This window comes from Collimonas fungivorans Ter331, assembly GCF_000221045.1.
Taxonomy (GTDB): domain Bacteria; phylum Pseudomonadota; class Gammaproteobacteria; order Burkholderiales; family Burkholderiaceae_D; genus Collimonas; species Collimonas fungivorans_A.
This window is the reverse complement of the sequence record NC_015856.1, coordinates 4987611-5002418: the sequence shown is the minus strand read 5'-3', so window position 1 is coordinate 5002418 and position 14808 is coordinate 4987611. Positions and strand designations below refer to the sequence as shown.

At 60.6% G+C, this 14808-nt stretch carries 13 protein-coding genes; 5 read left to right on the top strand and 8 right to left on the bottom strand.

The features are described from left to right. Positions 1–44: 44 nt before the first annotated feature. Both CFU_RS22320 and CFU_RS22315 read right to left on the bottom strand, forming a co-directional pair. A complete protein-coding gene (locus CFU_RS22320) occupies positions 45–329 on the bottom strand; it encodes a DUF4404 family protein (RefSeq protein ID WP_014008265.1) in 285 nt (94 codons plus the stop codon). Between the two features lie 42 nt (positions 330–371). Then, on the bottom strand, positions 372–2435 hold the full coding sequence (locus CFU_RS22315; RefSeq protein ID WP_014008264.1) for a UvrD-helicase domain-containing protein: 2064 nt from the start codon (positions 2433–2435) through the stop codon (positions 372–374). A 118-nt stretch (positions 2436–2553) separates the two neighbouring features. Between CFU_RS22315 and CFU_RS22310 the strand changes: the two genes are divergently transcribed. Continuing rightward, positions 2554–3033 carry an SRPBCC family protein gene (locus tag CFU_RS22310; RefSeq protein ID WP_041742734.1) on the top strand — a complete coding sequence of 160 codons (480 nt, stop codon included), beginning with the start codon at positions 2554–2556 and terminating at the stop codon, positions 3031–3033. Positions 3034–3068: 35 nt separating this feature from the next. Here CFU_RS22310 and CFU_RS22305 read toward each other — a convergent pair whose 3' ends face one another. Together CFU_RS22305 and CFU_RS22300 are read right to left on the bottom strand one after the other, a co-directional pair. Continuing rightward, positions 3069–3707 (bottom strand): response regulator, encoded by a 639-nt coding sequence (locus CFU_RS22305; protein WP_014008262.1) that lies wholly within the window; start codon positions 3705–3707, stop codon positions 3069–3071. Continuing rightward, the gene (locus tag CFU_RS22300) at positions 3700–5070 is read right to left on the bottom strand and encodes a cache domain-containing protein (protein WP_014008261.1); all 1371 of its coding nucleotides are present in this window, start codon (positions 5068–5070) and stop codon (positions 3700–3702) included. The genes CFU_RS22305 and CFU_RS22300 overlap by 8 nt, the downstream gene beginning before the upstream one ends. A gap of 231 nt (positions 5071–5301) precedes the next feature. On the opposite strand from CFU_RS22300, the gene CFU_RS22295 reads away from it, so the two are divergent. Next, on the top strand, positions 5302–7374 hold the full coding sequence (locus CFU_RS22295) for a carbon starvation CstA family protein (protein WP_014008260.1): 2073 nt from the start codon (positions 5302–5304) through the stop codon (positions 7372–7374). Positions 7375–7384: 10 nt separating this feature from the next. Further along, complete coding sequence (locus CFU_RS22290) at positions 7385–7585, top strand: YbdD/YjiX family protein (protein ID WP_041742732.1); 201 nt, start codon at positions 7385–7387, stop codon at positions 7583–7585. Positions 7586–7661: 76 nt separating this feature from the next. Here CFU_RS22290 and CFU_RS22285 read toward each other — a convergent pair whose 3' ends face one another. From CFU_RS22285 to CFU_RS22270, 4 genes are all read right to left on the bottom strand, one after another. Beyond that, positions 7662–8192 carry a DUF6622 family protein gene (locus CFU_RS22285; RefSeq protein WP_014008258.1) on the bottom strand — a complete coding sequence of 177 codons (531 nt, stop codon included), beginning with the start codon at positions 8190–8192 and terminating at the stop codon, positions 7662–7664. A 272-nt stretch (positions 8193–8464) separates the two neighbouring features. Then, entirely contained in the window at positions 8465–9166 is a 702-nt protein-coding gene (locus CFU_RS22280) for a GntR family transcriptional regulator (protein WP_041743791.1), read from the bottom strand. Between the two features lie 237 nt (positions 9167–9403). Further along, complete coding sequence (locus CFU_RS22275; protein ID WP_014008256.1) at positions 9404–9922, bottom strand: hypothetical protein; 519 nt, start codon at positions 9920–9922, stop codon at positions 9404–9406. After that, complete coding sequence (locus tag CFU_RS22270) at positions 9919–11034, bottom strand: MGDG synthase family glycosyltransferase (protein ID WP_050808777.1); 1116 nt, start codon at positions 11032–11034, stop codon at positions 9919–9921. The genes CFU_RS22275 and CFU_RS22270 overlap by 4 nt, the downstream gene beginning before the upstream one ends. A gap of 268 nt (positions 11035–11302) precedes the next feature. On the opposite strand from CFU_RS22270, the gene CFU_RS22265 reads away from it, so the two are divergent. Both CFU_RS22265 and CFU_RS22260 read left to right on the top strand, forming a co-directional pair. Then, the gene (locus CFU_RS22265) at positions 11303–12205 is read left to right on the top strand and encodes a DMT family transporter (RefSeq protein ID WP_014008254.1); all 903 of its coding nucleotides are present in this window, start codon (positions 11303–11305) and stop codon (positions 12203–12205) included. 142 nt (positions 12206–12347) lie between these two features. Then, the gene (locus CFU_RS22260) at positions 12348–14804 is read left to right on the top strand and encodes a type VI secretion system Vgr family protein (protein WP_014008253.1); all 2457 of its coding nucleotides are present in this window, start codon (positions 12348–12350) and stop codon (positions 14802–14804) included. Positions 14805–14808 lie beyond the last annotated feature (4 nt).

The window sequence follows — 14808 nt, the reverse complement described above, 5'->3', positions numbered from 1 at the left end:
GGCCGGGGAGGCGCCCGGTCCGCACAGCAAGGGTGATCGGGTAGTCAGATACCCATGTCGGTCAGCGTGTCGGCGATCTGGCGTAGCACCGGTTGCAGGTGCGGGTGATTTACCGCCAGCCGGGCCGAAATGCTCTGGGCGCGTTCCACCAGCGCCGAACGCAGGTCGGAAGCGGGGGTTGCTGCGGCCGTGCCGGAGGATTTCAGCAGCTCCTGGATATCGCTGTCCAGCGATTGCAGCAAGCCTTTCAGTTCGCTGTCGACCGCGCTGTTGTTTTCCAGCGTGCTGCGGAGTTTTTCCAACGATGTCTTGATGTTGTCTATGCTCATGGTTTTACTCCTGAATTGGCTCTTACTCTAACATCTATCTTCTCACGCGGCGCGTGGCTTCTGCAACAAAGCCTTCAAACTGGCCAGGCGGTTTTGCGGAGTGATCTGTTCCGCCTCGGTCGGCATGGCGTCGCCTTCGTCCAGTTTCATTTCCTTGACGAAGCGCGATATCTCGCAAACGATGGATTCACCGGCGCGCTTGCGCTTCTTGCACCAGCTGACATGCAGGCTGCGCTGGGCGCGCGTGATGCCCACGTACATCAGGCGCCGTTCCTCCTCGATGCGGGCGGCGATGGTCTCGGCCGGTGCGTCCGGATCGCCCTTGTGCGGCAAGATGCCTTCCTCGACCCCGATCAGGAACACATGCGGATACTCCAGCCCCTTGGAGGCATGCAAGGTTGACATGCGCACGGCATCCGGTTCTTCGTCGCGCCCTTCCAGCATCGACATCAGCGCCACCATCTGCGTCAGCTCCAGCAGGTTGCGTTCGTCGCCGTCGCCTTCCTTGCCGCCATTGCCTTTTTCTTTCAGCCAGTTGGTGAAATCCAGCACGTTCTGCCACTTGCCTTGCGCCGCGCGGTCGTCGAAGCTGTCGTACAGGTAGTGCTCGTAATTGATTTCCTTCATCATGTCGTCCAGCACCGCCGCCGCATTTTCGCCGCTGCCGGCCGGACCGACGCGGCTGGCGCGCGCTTCCAGCTGGTTGATGAAATGGCAGAACTCCCGCAGCGGGTACAACTGGCGGTCGGTCAGCTTGGCTTCGATGCCGCCCTTGAACACCGCTTCGAACAGCGAGCACTGCCACTGGCCGGCCACCGTGCCCAGCACTTCCAGCGTAGCCTGGCCGACGCCGCGCTTGGGCGTGGTGATGGCGCGGATGAAGGCGGGATCGTCGTCTTCGTTGGCGATCAGGCGCAGGTAACTGATGATGTCCTTGATTTCGGCGCGGTCGAAGAAACTCTGGCCGCCCGACATCGAATACGGGATGCGCTCACGGCGCAGCGCCTTTTCGAAAATCCGCGCCTGGTGGTTGCCGCGGTACAGGATGGCGTAGTCGGAAAACTTGGCGCGCCGCTCGAAACGGTGGGCCGACAGCATGATCGCCACCTGCTCCGCCTCTTTCTCGTCGTCTTCCATGCCCATCACCTTGATCGGATCGCCCAGGCCGTGTTCCGACCACAGTTTCTTGTCGAACAGCTTGGGGTTGTTGCCGATTACCGCGTTGGCGGCTTGCAGGATGCGCGTGGAAGAACGGTAATTCTGTTCCAGCTTGATCACTTTCAGATCGGGGAAATCGACCTGCAGGGTTTTCAGGTTCTCGATGGTGGCGCCGCGCCAGGCGTAGATCGCCTGGTCGTCGTCGCCCACCGCGGTAAACATGGGCTTCTTGCCGAGCCCGGTCACCAGCAGCTTGACCAGTTCGTACTGGCAGGTATTGGTATCCTGATATTCATCGACCAGCAGGTAGCGCAGCCGCCGCTGCCATTTGTCGCGCACTTCCTCATTGCTGCGGAACAGCTCCACCGGCAGGCGGATCAGATCGTCGAAATCGACTGCCTGATAGGCTGCCAGGGTGGCCACATAGCTGCGGTAGATGCGCGCGTGCTGCGCTTCATCTTCGGTGACGGCCTGATTGATGGCTTGCTCGGGATCGACCAGGCCGTTCTTCCATAGCGAAATGGCAGTCTGGATGCGGCGCACCAGCTGCTTGTCGGTGGTGATCGCCAGGTCTTGCACGATGGAAAAACAATCGTCGCTGTCCATGATCGAAAAGCGGTCTTTCAAGCCGACGCCGCGCGCTTCCTGACGCAGGATCTTGACTCCCAGCGAGTGAAAGGTGCTGACCGTGATGTGCTTGGCCTGTTTCGGATCCTTCAGCAGCTTGGCGATGCGCTCCTGCATTTCGGTGGCCGCCTTGTTGGTAAAGGTCAGCGCCGCGATATGCCTGGCGTCATAGCCGCAATCCTCGATCAGATGCTGGATCTTCTGCGTGATCACGCGCGTCTTGCCGGAGCCCGCGCCGGCCAGCACCAGGCAGGGGCCGTCCAGGTACTTGACGGCTTCCCGTTGGGGAGCATTGAGACCGAAATTGGGAGTAGACGACATAGATTACAGCGCAGCGGCTAACCGGAAGGAGCAAAGCGCTGTATTTTAACAGGCCCCGGCGCCAGCTCCGGCGTCGAATATGGGACAATTCGTCATTCACCATCTTGCTGGACATGCCATGAAATTCAGTCACCTGATCGAAATCAACGATCCCCTCAACCCGCTGATCGATACCCTGACGCGCGAGCAGCTGTGGCGCGGGCTGGTGATGCGGGCGGAACAGCCGATGTTGTTCGTTGAACATCTGGACGACTGCCTGCTGGCGGATAAATCGGTCCAGTCGGTGACGCGTGAATTGCGTTACGGCAAAGTGATCGTCAAGGATGTGGTCAGCTACCTGCCGCTGCTGCAGGTGCGCTACCAAGTGCCGAAACAGCAAGATATCGGCGGTTCCAGCCTGATCATGACGATCGAAGAACCGGAACAGGAAATGCTGTTCGTCCGCTTCGAATATGAGGACGATGCGGTCGAGCGGCAGCCGGCGGCGCAGGCCGAGCAAGAGTTTTACGACGAATTCCGGCGCTCCGCCTATCAAGAAGCCGACATCGACACCATCCGCGTGATCCGCGAGCTGGCCGCGGAAGGCAAGCTAGGGTAACAATCGGTGGGCCGCAGCAGCACATAACAACGGCTTCAGCGAAAGTTGTTTTCCACCGCAAACTTGATCAGTTCCGCCTGGCCCTCGATATCCAGCTTGCGCTTGATGTTCAGCCTGTGGGTTTCCACCGTGCGCACGCTCAAATCCAGCTCACGGGCAATCTGCTTGTTCGATTCGCCGTTGGCGATGTGCTGCAGCACCTGGCGCTCGCGCGCCGTCAGCAGCTGCCCCGGCGTCATCGGCCGCGCCAGTTTCTGCGCCAGCGCCGCGCTGTAGTACATGCCGCCGGAAATCACCGTCTCTATCGCATGCACGATGTCCTTGCCAGGCGCGTCTTTCAGCACATAACCGCGGGCGCCGGCCTGCACCGACTGCATCAGGTATTCGGTCTTGTCGTGCATGCTCAGGATCAGCACCGCGATTTCCGGGAAGCTGACATGGAACTGCGCGGTCAGGTCGATGCCGTTGCAGCCGCCGTTGCAATTGCTGCGCAGATTGATGTCCATCAGGACCAGGTCGATCGCCTGTTCGCCGGCGCGCTGCAGGGCTTCGTCGGCGCTGCCGGCTTCGGCCACGATGGCGAAACCCGGCACGGCTTCCAGCCGCGCGCGCAAGCCGTCGCGCACCAGCGGGTGGTCGTCGACCAGCATGATCTTGGTAGTGATATCAGACATAGGAATAATGTGGGTGCGGTACGGTGGCCAGCACCGTGGTGCCGGCCGCCGACGAACTGATTTTAAGTTGGCCGCCGACTGCTTCCAGCCGCTCGACCATATTGCGCAGGCCGATGCCATGTTTCGGGTTGCCGTCGATCTGGTCGACATCGAAACCGACGCCGTTGTCGTGCACGGCCAGCGTAATCGCTTGCGCATCGCCTTGCAAGCGTATCTCGATCTGTGTCGCCTGCGAGTGGCGGGCGATATTGGTCAGGGCTTCCTGGGCGATGCGGAACAGCACCGTATTGGCGACCGCGGGCATGCCGTCGGTATTGCCGCTGTGCTGGAAATCGATGGGGATGCCGGCGTGCTCCAGCCATTCGCGGGTCAAGTGGCTGAGCGCCGCCGCCAGGCCCAGGTCGTCCAGGATCGCCGGCCGCAGATCGTGGGAAATGCGGCGCACCTCGCCCAGCACGTCGTTGAGCTGGCCGGCGGTGCGCTCGAAGGTCGCGCGCGCGGCGGCGGTCTGCTGCGGACCGTTGTCGAGCTTGGCGATGCCGGCTTCGATCTGCAGCTTGATCGACACCAGCCACTGGCTGATGCCGTCATGCAGGTCGCGCGACAGCCTGGCGCGTTCTTCTTCTTGCGAACGCACCACGCGCTGCGCCAGCACTTTCAGCTTGGCGTCGGCCACCCGGTGTTCACTGATGTTCAGCACCAGCCCCGACGCCCCCACCACCAGCGCGCTCAGGATCGCAATGCCGGCAATCCACCACATGGTGTTGCGGATATTGCCGGAAACCTGGGTATCGATCTTGCTGAGGGCGGCGTCGACGTCATCCATATAAATGCCGGTGCCCAGCATCCAGCCCCAGTTCGGCAGCGCCACCACATAGCCGAGCTTGCTGGCGACATGGTGGCTGGACGGCTTCTCCCACTGGTAACGCTCAAAGCCGCCGCCGCTGCGGGCGCGCTCGATCAGATGCTGGATGGTGAGGTTGCCTTCGGCGTCCTTCATGTCCCACAGATCGCGCCCGACCAGTTCCGGCTGGCGCGGATGCATCAGGCTCTTGCCCTGCATGTCGTAGATGAAGAAATAACCGTCATCGCCGTAGGACAGCTTGGACAGGATGGCCATGGCTTCGTCCAGCGTGGCCTGGTCCTTGCGGCCGGAATCGTACAAATGGGCGATCGACCAGGTAGCCAGCTCCACGTAGTGCTTGAGCTCGGCTTCCTTGCTGGCCAGGTAGGCGGCCTGGATGGTGGTCCGCTGCTGCTGGCCGAGCGCTATCGCCTGGTGCCGCACCGCCAGGGCGATCGCGCACAACGCCAGGATCAGCGGGACGATGGCCAGGAAGATGATTTTCTGCCGTAATTTCATGGCGCTACTTTACCCGGATTCGGCGCCGGTTCCATAAAAACGTCTGCTGCAAACGCGCTGTCTTCCATGCTGCCTACGTAGTACTACGCAAAGACATTGCGTAGTTCCTCGCTTGTACCGATCCCGCATATGCCAAATACTTTGGCGGCAGCCTGAACGCTGCGGCGGTGCGCCTTGCCGCTTAATAAAAACAATATTCCACAATATTCATTCCCGCCTGGGAGGAGAACAATGAATCGTCTATATTCAAAGATGGGCTGGCTTGCGCTGGCCCTGCTCGGTGCATTCGCGTTTGGCTACATCGGCCTGCAGCGCGGCGAATCCATCAGCGCCATCTGGATCGTGATTGCCGCAGTCTGCGTCTACCTGATCGCCTACCGTTTCTACAGCCTCTACATTTCCGACAAGGTGCTGGGCCTGGACGCCACCCGCATGACGCCCGCCTACAAGTACAACGACGGACTGGACTACGTGCCGACCAACAAGAATGTACTGTTCGGCCACCACTTCGCCGCGATTGCCGGCGCCGGGCCGCTGGTGGGGCCGGTGCTGGCGGCGCAGATGGGCTACCTGCCTGGCATGCTGTGGATCCTGGCCGGCGTGGTGTTTGCCGGCGCGGTGCAGGACCTGATGGTGCTGTTCATTTCGACCCGGCGCGACGGCCGTTCGCTGGGCGACCTGATCAAATCCGAACTGGGTACGGTGCCTGGCGTGATCGCCCTGTTCGGCACCTTCATGATCATGGTCATCATCCTGGCGGTGCTGGCGCTGATCGTGGTCAAGGCGCTGGCGGAATCGCCCTGGGGCACGTTCACCGTCGCGGTGACGATTCCGATCGCGCTGTTCATGGGCGTATATACCCGCTACCTGCGGCCGGGACGCATCGGCGAAATTTCGCTGATCGGTTTTGTGCTGCTGATGCTGGCGATCGTCGGCGGCCAGTATGTGCAGGAACATCCGGTGCTGAGCGCCATGTTCACCTTCACCGGCAAGGAACTGACCTGGATGCTGATCGGTTACGGTTTCATCGCCTCGGTGCTGCCGGTCTGGCTGCTGCTGGCACCGCGCGATTACCTCTCGACCTTCCTCAAGATCGGCACCATCGTCGGCCTGGCGCTGGGCATCGTGTTTGTCGCGCCTGAGCTGAAAATGCCGGCGTTCACGCAGTTCATGGACGGTTCCGGCCCGGTCTGGTCGGGCAGCCTGTTCCCCTTCCTGTTCATCACCATCGCCTGCGGCGCGGTCTCCGGTTTCCACGCCCTGATCGCTTCCGGCACTACGCCGAAACTGCTGGAAAATGAACGCCATGCGCGTTTCATCGGCTACGGCGCGATGCTGATGGAATCGTTCGTCGCCATCATGGCGCTGATCGCGGCCTCCTGTATCGAACCGGGGGTGTACTTTGCGATGAACAGCCCGGCGGCGCTGATAGGCACCACCGTGGACAGCGCCGCGCAGGTGGTCTCGCAATGGGGCTTTTACGTGACGCCGGAAATGCTGGCGCAGGTAGCGAAAGACGTCGGTGAGCACAGCATCATCTCGCGCGCCGGCGGCGCACCGACGCTGGCGGTCGGCATGGCGCACATCTTGTCGAGCATTGGCGGCGGCAAAGTGATGATGGCGTTCTGGTATCACTTCGCGATCCTGTTCGAAGCGCTGTTCATCCTGACCGCAGTGGATGCCGGAACCCGCGCCGGCCGTTTCATGCTGCAGGACTTGCTCGGCACTTTCGTGCCGTCGATGCGCAAGATCGATTCGCTGCCGGCCAGCCTGATCGCCACTGCCCTGTGCGTCGCCGGCTGGGGTTATTTCCTGTACCAGGGCGTGGTCGATCCGCTCGGCGGCATCAATACCCTGTGGCCGCTGTTCGGCATCTCCAACCAGATGCTGGCGGGGATTGCGCTGATCCTGGCGACTTGCGTGCTGTTCAAGATGAAGCGCGACCGTTTCGCCTGGGTCACCATCGTGCCGACCGTCTGGATCCTGATCTGTACCCTGACCGCCGGCTGGCAGAAAATATTCGACGCCAATCCGCGCGTCGGTTTCTTGACCCACGCCAGCAAGTACCAGGCCGCGCTGGCGGAAGGAAAACTGCTGGCGCCGGCCAAGTCGGTCGCGCAGATGCAGCAGGTGATCTTCAACGATTACCTGGACGCCGGCCTGGCCGCGTTCTTTATCCTGGTGCTGGTGAGCATTCTCGGTTTCGGCATCAAGACCGTATTGGCGGCGCGCGCCGCCAACCGGCCCAGCGCCAAGGAAACCCCGTTCGAATCGCTGCCGGCAAGCGCTTTGCCGTCCGCCTGAAAGGTTGGCCATGCTGGAAGAACTGTCTAAAGCCGGGCGTTACCTCGGGCAAACCATGCGGCTGATGGTGGGTTTGCCTGAGTACGGCACTTACGTCACGCACATGGAAAACACCCATCCCGGCGAGCCGATGATGAGCTATGAAGAGTTTTTCAAGGAGCGGCAAGAAGCGCGTTACGGCGGCAACGGCCGCGTCGGACGCTGCTGTTAGCTGCGGCTTGATGGAATAAACGTCCTATGGGGATGTGTTTGCCGACCGGGCAGCCGGCCGGCATTTTTTTTGCCCGTCAGCCGTTCAACTGTCCGTTATATACCGCGCCGGCAGGCTGCGCATTGCGGTACAAGGCAACGATGCGCAACAGGCGGCCGATGAACATGCCGTTGAAAACGCCGTAGAGGGCGCATATCGCTGCCGCAAACATGGCGCTGTGGGCCAGCGGCGGCTGTATCGCCAGCAGCACGGCAACCGCATATTTGGTCACGAAAATCCCCATCATCAACGCCAGCGGCAGCCAGCTGCCGCGCTGGAACAGCACGCCGCGCTCGGGATAGGCGACGATCCGGTCCTTGCGGAACAGCTGCCAGTTGAGTGCCGCCGCAATACTTGCGGTAGCCAGCCAGCAGCCGATGGTGAGCGGCGTCAGCCCGAAGGTGGCGGTAATTCCTTGCCAGGACAGCGCCAGCATCACCAGCGGGATGATGGAGATTTTTTTCAGCGTGACTTCGCGGTCGGCGCTGGCCAGGATGCCGCGATAAACCAGGAACGCCAGCAAGGCCCAGACCCAGATTGGCGTGTGTGAAATGATTTGTGCAAACATGTTGTGCTCCCGTTGATTGATCTGCGGCGATTATCTGGCCGCCGCAGGTGCGGGAGAAGCGGAATGCGACGAAACGCCGGAATACGGCGTGAATCGACAGTTAGTGGACTGTAACAGCCGAATCAAGAGCGCCTGTCACGTATCCGACGCGCATGGCGGCGTTGCACATGCTCGCAATAGTCTCGCTATTGCTCCGCTGTGCGCCTTGCCCTGCACGCCGGATACGTGCCTTTCACTCTCGATTCGGCTGTTACAGTCCACTTGCGGTGCTGTCAGCGTATTTCGGCGGAATACTGGAAGCGTTCCGCCGGCACAAACGACGTGCGCCATTCGACCGGCTCGCCGGCGTGGTCCAGCATCAGCCGCTCGACACAGATAGCCACGGTCTTGGTTTTCAGCTTGAACACGGCGGCGTTGGCCCGGTTCAGCGGTTTCGCCGTCAGGTCGTCGATGGCGCGCGAGACCAGCACATCGCATTCGGTCTCATAGATGGGGTACAAAAACGGCGGCGAATTGCTTTTAAGATATTTTTGCAGCTTCCGGAAGCGCGCCAGCGGCAGCCAGATATGTTCCGACAGCACGATTTCATCGTCGAAGGAACGGGTGCGGTGCAGATAGAGCGCCTTGTCGCGCGGCTTGAGCTTGAGTTTGTCCGCCACGTCGATCGGGGGTATGGCGGTCGTCATCGAACGGATCTGGGCCGTCGGCAGCTGGTTCTTAGCCCTGGCACGTGGCCGCACGAAACGCAGCATCGAGGAGCGTTCGGCAGCGCGCGCGACAAATGTCCCGCGTCCGCGGACGCGATCGACGACGCCGTCGGTGACCAGCGCGTCCAGCACCTTGCGCATGGTGCCGACTGCGATTTCATATTCAGCGGCCAGCTTGTCCTCGGACGGCAGCGCCTCATCGGCAGCCCAGCTACGCAAAGCGATCCTTTGCAGCAGATCGTCACGGACTTGCAGATAACGCGGCAAGCGCGGATCAGACGCATTTTCTGACGGGAGAGGCGTATTTTTTTGCGAGAGAGACGTGTTTTTTTTGGAGAGCGGCGCGTTTTTTTTCAGGAGAGACGCGTTTTTTGCACTTTTTTTGATCAGCATCAACAACATTTCAAACTTGGAAAGGGTCCGCAATTTACCAAGTTCCCGTTGTTTTTACAATACTTATGTGAATCTCTGGTTCTATACAGAAGCAGAGATTCACATATGGATTCAGCTCTGGCTCAGCGCCACGGCTGCCGGGCGCGGTTTGCGTTCGGCCAGCCACAGCAGCAGGATCGCCACTGCCGAATAAATCCAGTAGTCGGCCGGCACCGCGCCCAGCCAGTGCTTGTGCCATGGCACGTCAACCGGGTTGAAGCGCGCCAGGCCGTAGGCCGGGTTGAGCACGAACCAGAGCCAGTCTTCGCTGATCCAGAACACCATGATGGAAGCCAAGATGCGGCACTCGCCGCGCCAGTCCCAGCTGCCGTTGAACCAGATCGGATAATGGAACATCAGCGCGATGAAGGGAAAGATCCAGGCGTGGTAGCCGGTCATGGCGCGGCCGCCCCAGAAGATGTCGAGCAGCCAGTGATGCTCGATGCGCCAGGTCGGCAGGTTGGCGGCCCAGCCGGCGGCGCCCTCGATCTGGATTTCGACGTTGGCGAAAAAGAAGGCGGTCAGCACGGCCCAAAACAGCATGCCGAACAGGCGGCGCATGGGGGAAACTGCGGGTGTGGTGGCGGTCATGGGGTTGGCGAAATAAATTGAGAATGAAGCGGAGAATCGAGTTTGCTCAGCACCGTTTGCAGCACGGCGCGGCCGGCATGCGGGCGGCCCAGCAGCAGGCTGCGCTGGCGCAGGCGCTGCAGCTGTTCCGGCTGCTGCAGCAGCTGCTGGACCCGGAACGCCAGCGCGGTCAGGTCGATCGCCTTGAGCGCCGCGCCCTGTTCCAGCAGGTAATCGGCGTTGCGTTCTTCCTGCCCCGGGATCGGCGAGTGGATGATCATCGGCACGCCCATAGCCAGACATTCGGAAGTGGTCAGGCCGCCCGGTTTGGTGATCGCCAGATCGGCGCACGCCATCAGCTGCTCTACATGGTTGGTGAAGCCGAAAGGAAACAGGCGGCCCGGATGCGCCGCAGCCAGCTGCTGCAGGTTGCCCAGCAGCGCAGCGTTCTTGCCGGCCAGCGCCACCAGCTGGAAATCGTCGGGCAGCGCCAGCAGCTTTTGCACAGTCTTGTCCAGTTCGCCGATGCCGGCGCCGCCGGACATCATCAGGATGATCTTGCGCCCGGGGTCGAGACCGAATTGTTGCGCGCACTGGCGCCGTTCCAGGGTCTGGCCGAAACCCGGCATGATCGGGATCCCGGTCACGTGCACCGCATCGGCCGCCAGCCCGCGCGCCCGCATGCGATAGGCGATTTCCTCGGTGGCGGCAAAATAACCCTGCATCAGCGGCTGCAGCCACATGCTATGCAGGTCGAAATCGGTGACCTGCACCCAGACCGGGCAAACCACGCTCTGCTTGCCGATCTCCCGCGCCAGCAATTCGGCCGGCAGGAAATGGGTGCAGATGATAGCGTCCGGCGCCGCCGCGCGGATCGCAGTGCGCAAGGGGCGGGTGCTGATGCGCTCGATGGCGCGCCGTAGTTTCTGCGTCGGCGAGTTGGTCAGCGCCTTGTCGCTCTTCTGGTAGACATAACCCCACAACGCGGGATGGCGGTTCACCAGGTGCAGGTAAAAATCGGTATATACCGCGCGGAATCCGGCCGGCACAAAATCCATCGCATCCAGGTGGATTGCTTCGGTGCCCGGGAATTCGGCGGCGGCATAGGCCTTGAGCGCTTCGGCCGCGCGCATGTGGCCGGCGCCGGCGGAGACGCTTAACAGCAATAGTTTGCGAGGGCGGGGCGCGCTCGGCGCATAGACTGGCTTATGAATGATAGGCTCCGGCCAGGTTTGCCGCCGGTGATGCAAAAGTGACTACTTTCAAGCATACTCCTTGCAATCTGCATTCGGATTTTTACTGCTTGGTTACCGCTTCATGACAGCGATGATAGGGATAAATCGGCGCTGAGTAAAATGACATTTATGACAAATCATCCCTGCTTCTGAAAGACTGAAAAAAATGCCTACCACCCGCAAACCGCTAGACGGTTTGGCCATGAGCCTGATGCTGATTTTGTGCCTGTGCTGGGGGCTGCAGCAGGTTGCAATCAAGGTGGCGGCGCCGAACATCTCGCCAATCCTGCAAAACGGCCTGCGTTCGGCGGTGGCTGCGGTGCTGGTGAGCGGCCTGATGTGGTGGCGCGGCAGCAAATTCTCGCTGACCGACGGCAGCTTCTGGCCTGGCCTGGCGACCGGCCTGCTGTTTGCCGGCGAATTCCTGTGCGTCTCGATCGGCTTGAACTACACCACTGCTTCGCATATGTCGGTATTCGTTTACACCGCACCGATTTTTACCGTACTGGGTTTGCATTGGCTGGTGCCGGGCGAGCGCTTCGGCCTGACCCAGTGGCTGGGCGTGATCGCCGCATTTGCCGGGGTCACGGTAGCGTTCGCCGGCGGCTTTGACGCCGGCGCCGGCTTTAGCCGCACTCTGGTCGGGGATGCGCTGGGCGTGCTGGCCGCCGTGTTCTGGGCCGCCACCACCATCATGATCAAGCGCAGCGTCCTCACCAATACCGCTCCCAGCATGACCTTGTGGTACCAGCTGGCGGTGGCCGCGGTGACGCTGCCGCTGCTGGCCCTGGTTACCGGGCAGGCGGAAGTAGTCACGCCGTTGACCGGCATCATGTGGACCAGCCTGGTGTTCCAGTCGCTGATTGTGGCTTTCGGCAGTTTCCTGGCCTGGTTCTGGATGCTGCGCCGTTACCTGGCTTCGCGGCTGACGGTGTTTTCCTTCCTGACGCCCTTGTTCGGCGTCAGTTTCGGGGTCTTGCTGCTGGATGATCCGATCGGCTTGCCGTTTGTGTTTGGCGCGGTGCTGGTTTTGAGCGGGATTGTGCTGGTGAATTGGCAGCGTAGTTAGTTCATAGGTAAATGTCTGATTTTTGCAACCAGGCGGCGGATCCGGCCGGATTTGGTCGATTGTTTTACTTATATATTTGGTATTATCTAGATCTCAATTTATTCCCGTAAGACAATATTCCGGGTAACCACAGGGACACGGCATGAGCAACATACTCCAGAGCCTGCAAAGCCTCATTAGCGGGCGCCAGACCAACCGTATCCTGCGCCTGTCCTTTCCCCACGATGATGGCCCATCTGCGCAGCTGCTGGTCAACAAGCTCGATGCGGTGGAAAGCCTGTCGCGTGATTTTGAATTTACCGTAGAGCTGCTGTCCGATGATGCCAGCCTGGCGCTCAAGGATTTGCAAGGCAAGCTGTTTAACGTAGAACTGGTGCGCGCCGACGGCAGCCTGCGCTACTTCAGCGGCTACTGCTTTGAATTCCGCCTGGTGAAGACCGACGGCAGCATCAGTTTTTATCAGGCCAAACTCGGCCCATGGCTGCAATACCTGCGCCTGCGCAAGGATAACTACATCTTCCACGGCAAGACCCTGCGCGAGCAGACCGAAAGCATCTTCAGCGACTACGGTACCCACCCCGACTGGGATGTGCGGGTGCGCGGCGAAGATGTGGCAATGACCGACGCCTGCCAGTTCAACGAGAGCGATTTCAATTACCTGCACCGGCGCTGGGAAGCGGCCGGCTGGTCGTACTGGTATGAACATAGCGACAAGGGTCACAAGCTGATCCTGACCGACGACACCACCCAGGCAGCGGCGATCGACAACGGCCCCGAGATCCGCTTCCAGCGCCATGGCGGTGCGATTGAGGAAGACGGCATCGGCGACTGGTCGCCGGTACGCCAGATCGTGCCCGGCAGCGTCAGCCTGGCAGGGTTTAATTTTAAGAGCCCGGTACCCAGTAACGTCGGTGTGCCGACCCTGAACAAGCAGGGCGATGTCCTCAATATCGAATCCTACGAATACACTGGCGCTTATGGCTATAAAGGTAGCCAGGATGGCGACAAACAGGCGCAGCTGCGCATGGAAGAGATCGAGGCAGCCGGTAAACACTTTGAAGCCAAAGGCAATAACCGCTCGGTACTGCCGGGACGGTATTTCCGTTTAAGCAATCATTTTGCCTTCAATCCCTTCGGCAGCCATGAAGAAGCCGGTAAAAGCGAATTCCTGATTCTCACCGTCCACCACAAGGCGACCAACAATTATCTGCAGCAGGCCAGCGACAAGGCCGATTACAGCAACGCATTAACCTGCATCCGTAAAACCATCCCCTGGCGCCCAGGCCGTGGTTTTAACAGCAGCGCCACCAAGATCCAGGCGCCACAGACCGCCACCGTGGTCGGACCTTCCGGCCAGGACAGCATCTATACCGATGAATACGGCAGGATCCGCGTGCAGTTCCATTGGGACCGGATCGGCAACAACGATGAAAAGAGCTCGGCCTGGATCCGTGTCGCCAGTTCATGGGCGGGTAGCGAACTGGGAGCGGCGGCGATTCCCCGGGTCGGTAGCGAAGTGATCGTGCAATGGCTCGATGGCAACCCTGACCGGCCCCTGATTACCGGCAGCGTCTATAACCAGCGCAATATGCCACCCTGGAAGCTGGCGACCCAGCAATCGTTGATGGGCCTCAGAAGCCGTGAGTTGACCCCGAATGGCGGCAACCAGGCCGGCGGGCGCAGCAACCACCTGATCCTGGACGACACCAACGCCAAGATCCAGGCCCAATTAAAGAGCGATCACCAGCACAGCCAGCTCAGCCTGGGCAACATCACGCGCATTGAAGACAACGCCGGCCGCAAGGACGCACGCGGCGAGGGCTGGGAACTGCGTACCGATGGCCATGGCGTGGCGCGCTCAGCGAAAGGCATGCTGATCACCACTGAAGGGCGCAGCAATGCGGCATCGCACATGAAGGACATGGGCGAGACGGTGCAAAGGCTCACCTCTGCGCGCGACCAGCACGAGACGCTGGCGGAGATGGCGCAGCAGGCGGGGGCGCAGGAGAAGCAGGGTCAGCAGGCCGATGTTGCGCAGATCCTCAAGACGCAGAACGAGGCGATCAAGGGTGGCACAGCGCAAGAGGGCAGCTTCCCGGAACTGGCCCAACCGCATCTGGTGCTGGCCAGTCCCGCAGGGATTGAAACCACGACGGCGCAATCGACGCACATTGCCAGCGATGAGCACACCGCCATCACTACCGGCAAGAGTCTGTCCATTGCCAGTGGCGACAGTCTGTTTGCCAGTATCAAAAATACCTTCCGACTGTTCGTCCAGAAAGCCAATATAAAGTTGACTGCCGGGACCGGCGACATCGATATGCAGGCGCTGTCCGATAGCATCAACCTGCTATCCAAACTCAATATCACCCACACCGCCAATCGCATCACCATCACTGCCAAGGAAGAAGTGCTGATCAACGGCGGTGGTAGCTACGTCAAGTACAACGCTGCCGGCATAGAGCACGGCACCAACGGAAATTATGTCGCGCATGCCGCGACGCATAGCTTGCCGGGGCCGAAGCAAATACCGGTGACCATGCCGAAATTCCAGCGCGGGGACATGAATATGAAAAACAAATTCAAGGCGTCCGTTTAAATGA

What these genes read in the sequence shown, in the direction of transcription:
- CFU_RS22275 (WP_014008256.1), bottom strand. Translation starts at nt 9,922, where the DNA reads ATGACCGCCACCACACCCGCAGTTTCCCCCATGCGCCGCCTGTTCGGC.
- CFU_RS22310 (WP_041742734.1), top strand. Translation starts at nt 2,554, where the DNA reads ATGAAATTCAGTCACCTGATCGAAATCAACGATCCCCTCAACCCGCTG.
- CFU_RS22285 (WP_014008258.1), bottom strand. Translation starts at nt 8,192, where the DNA reads ATGTTTGCACAAATCATTTCACACACGCCAATCTGGGTCTGGGCCTTG.
- CFU_RS22265 (WP_014008254.1), top strand. Translation starts at nt 11,303, where the DNA reads ATGCCTACCACCCGCAAACCGCTAGACGGTTTGGCCATGAGCCTGATG.
- CFU_RS22260 (WP_014008253.1), top strand. Translation starts at nt 12,348, where the DNA reads ATGAGCAACATACTCCAGAGCCTGCAAAGCCTCATTAGCGGGCGCCAG.
- CFU_RS22320 (WP_014008265.1), bottom strand. Translation starts at nt 329, where the DNA reads ATGAGCATAGACAACATCAAGACATCGTTGGAAAAACTCCGCAGCACG.
- CFU_RS22305 (WP_014008262.1), bottom strand. Translation starts at nt 3,707, where the DNA reads ATGTCTGATATCACTACCAAGATCATGCTGGTCGACGACCACCCGCTG.
- CFU_RS22295 (WP_014008260.1), top strand. Translation starts at nt 5,302, where the DNA reads ATGAATCGTCTATATTCAAAGATGGGCTGGCTTGCGCTGGCCCTGCTC.
- CFU_RS22315 (WP_014008264.1), bottom strand. Translation starts at nt 2,435, where the DNA reads ATGTCGTCTACTCCCAATTTCGGTCTCAATGCTCCCCAACGGGAAGCC.
- CFU_RS22300 (WP_014008261.1), bottom strand. Translation starts at nt 5,070, where the DNA reads ATGAAATTACGGCAGAAAATCATCTTCCTGGCCATCGTCCCGCTGATC.
- CFU_RS22290 (WP_041742732.1), top strand. Translation starts at nt 7,385, where the DNA reads ATGCTGGAAGAACTGTCTAAAGCCGGGCGTTACCTCGGGCAAACCATG.
- CFU_RS22270 (WP_050808777.1), bottom strand. Translation starts at nt 11,034, where the DNA reads ATGCGCGCGGCCGAAGCGCTCAAGGCCTATGCCGCCGCCGAATTCCCG.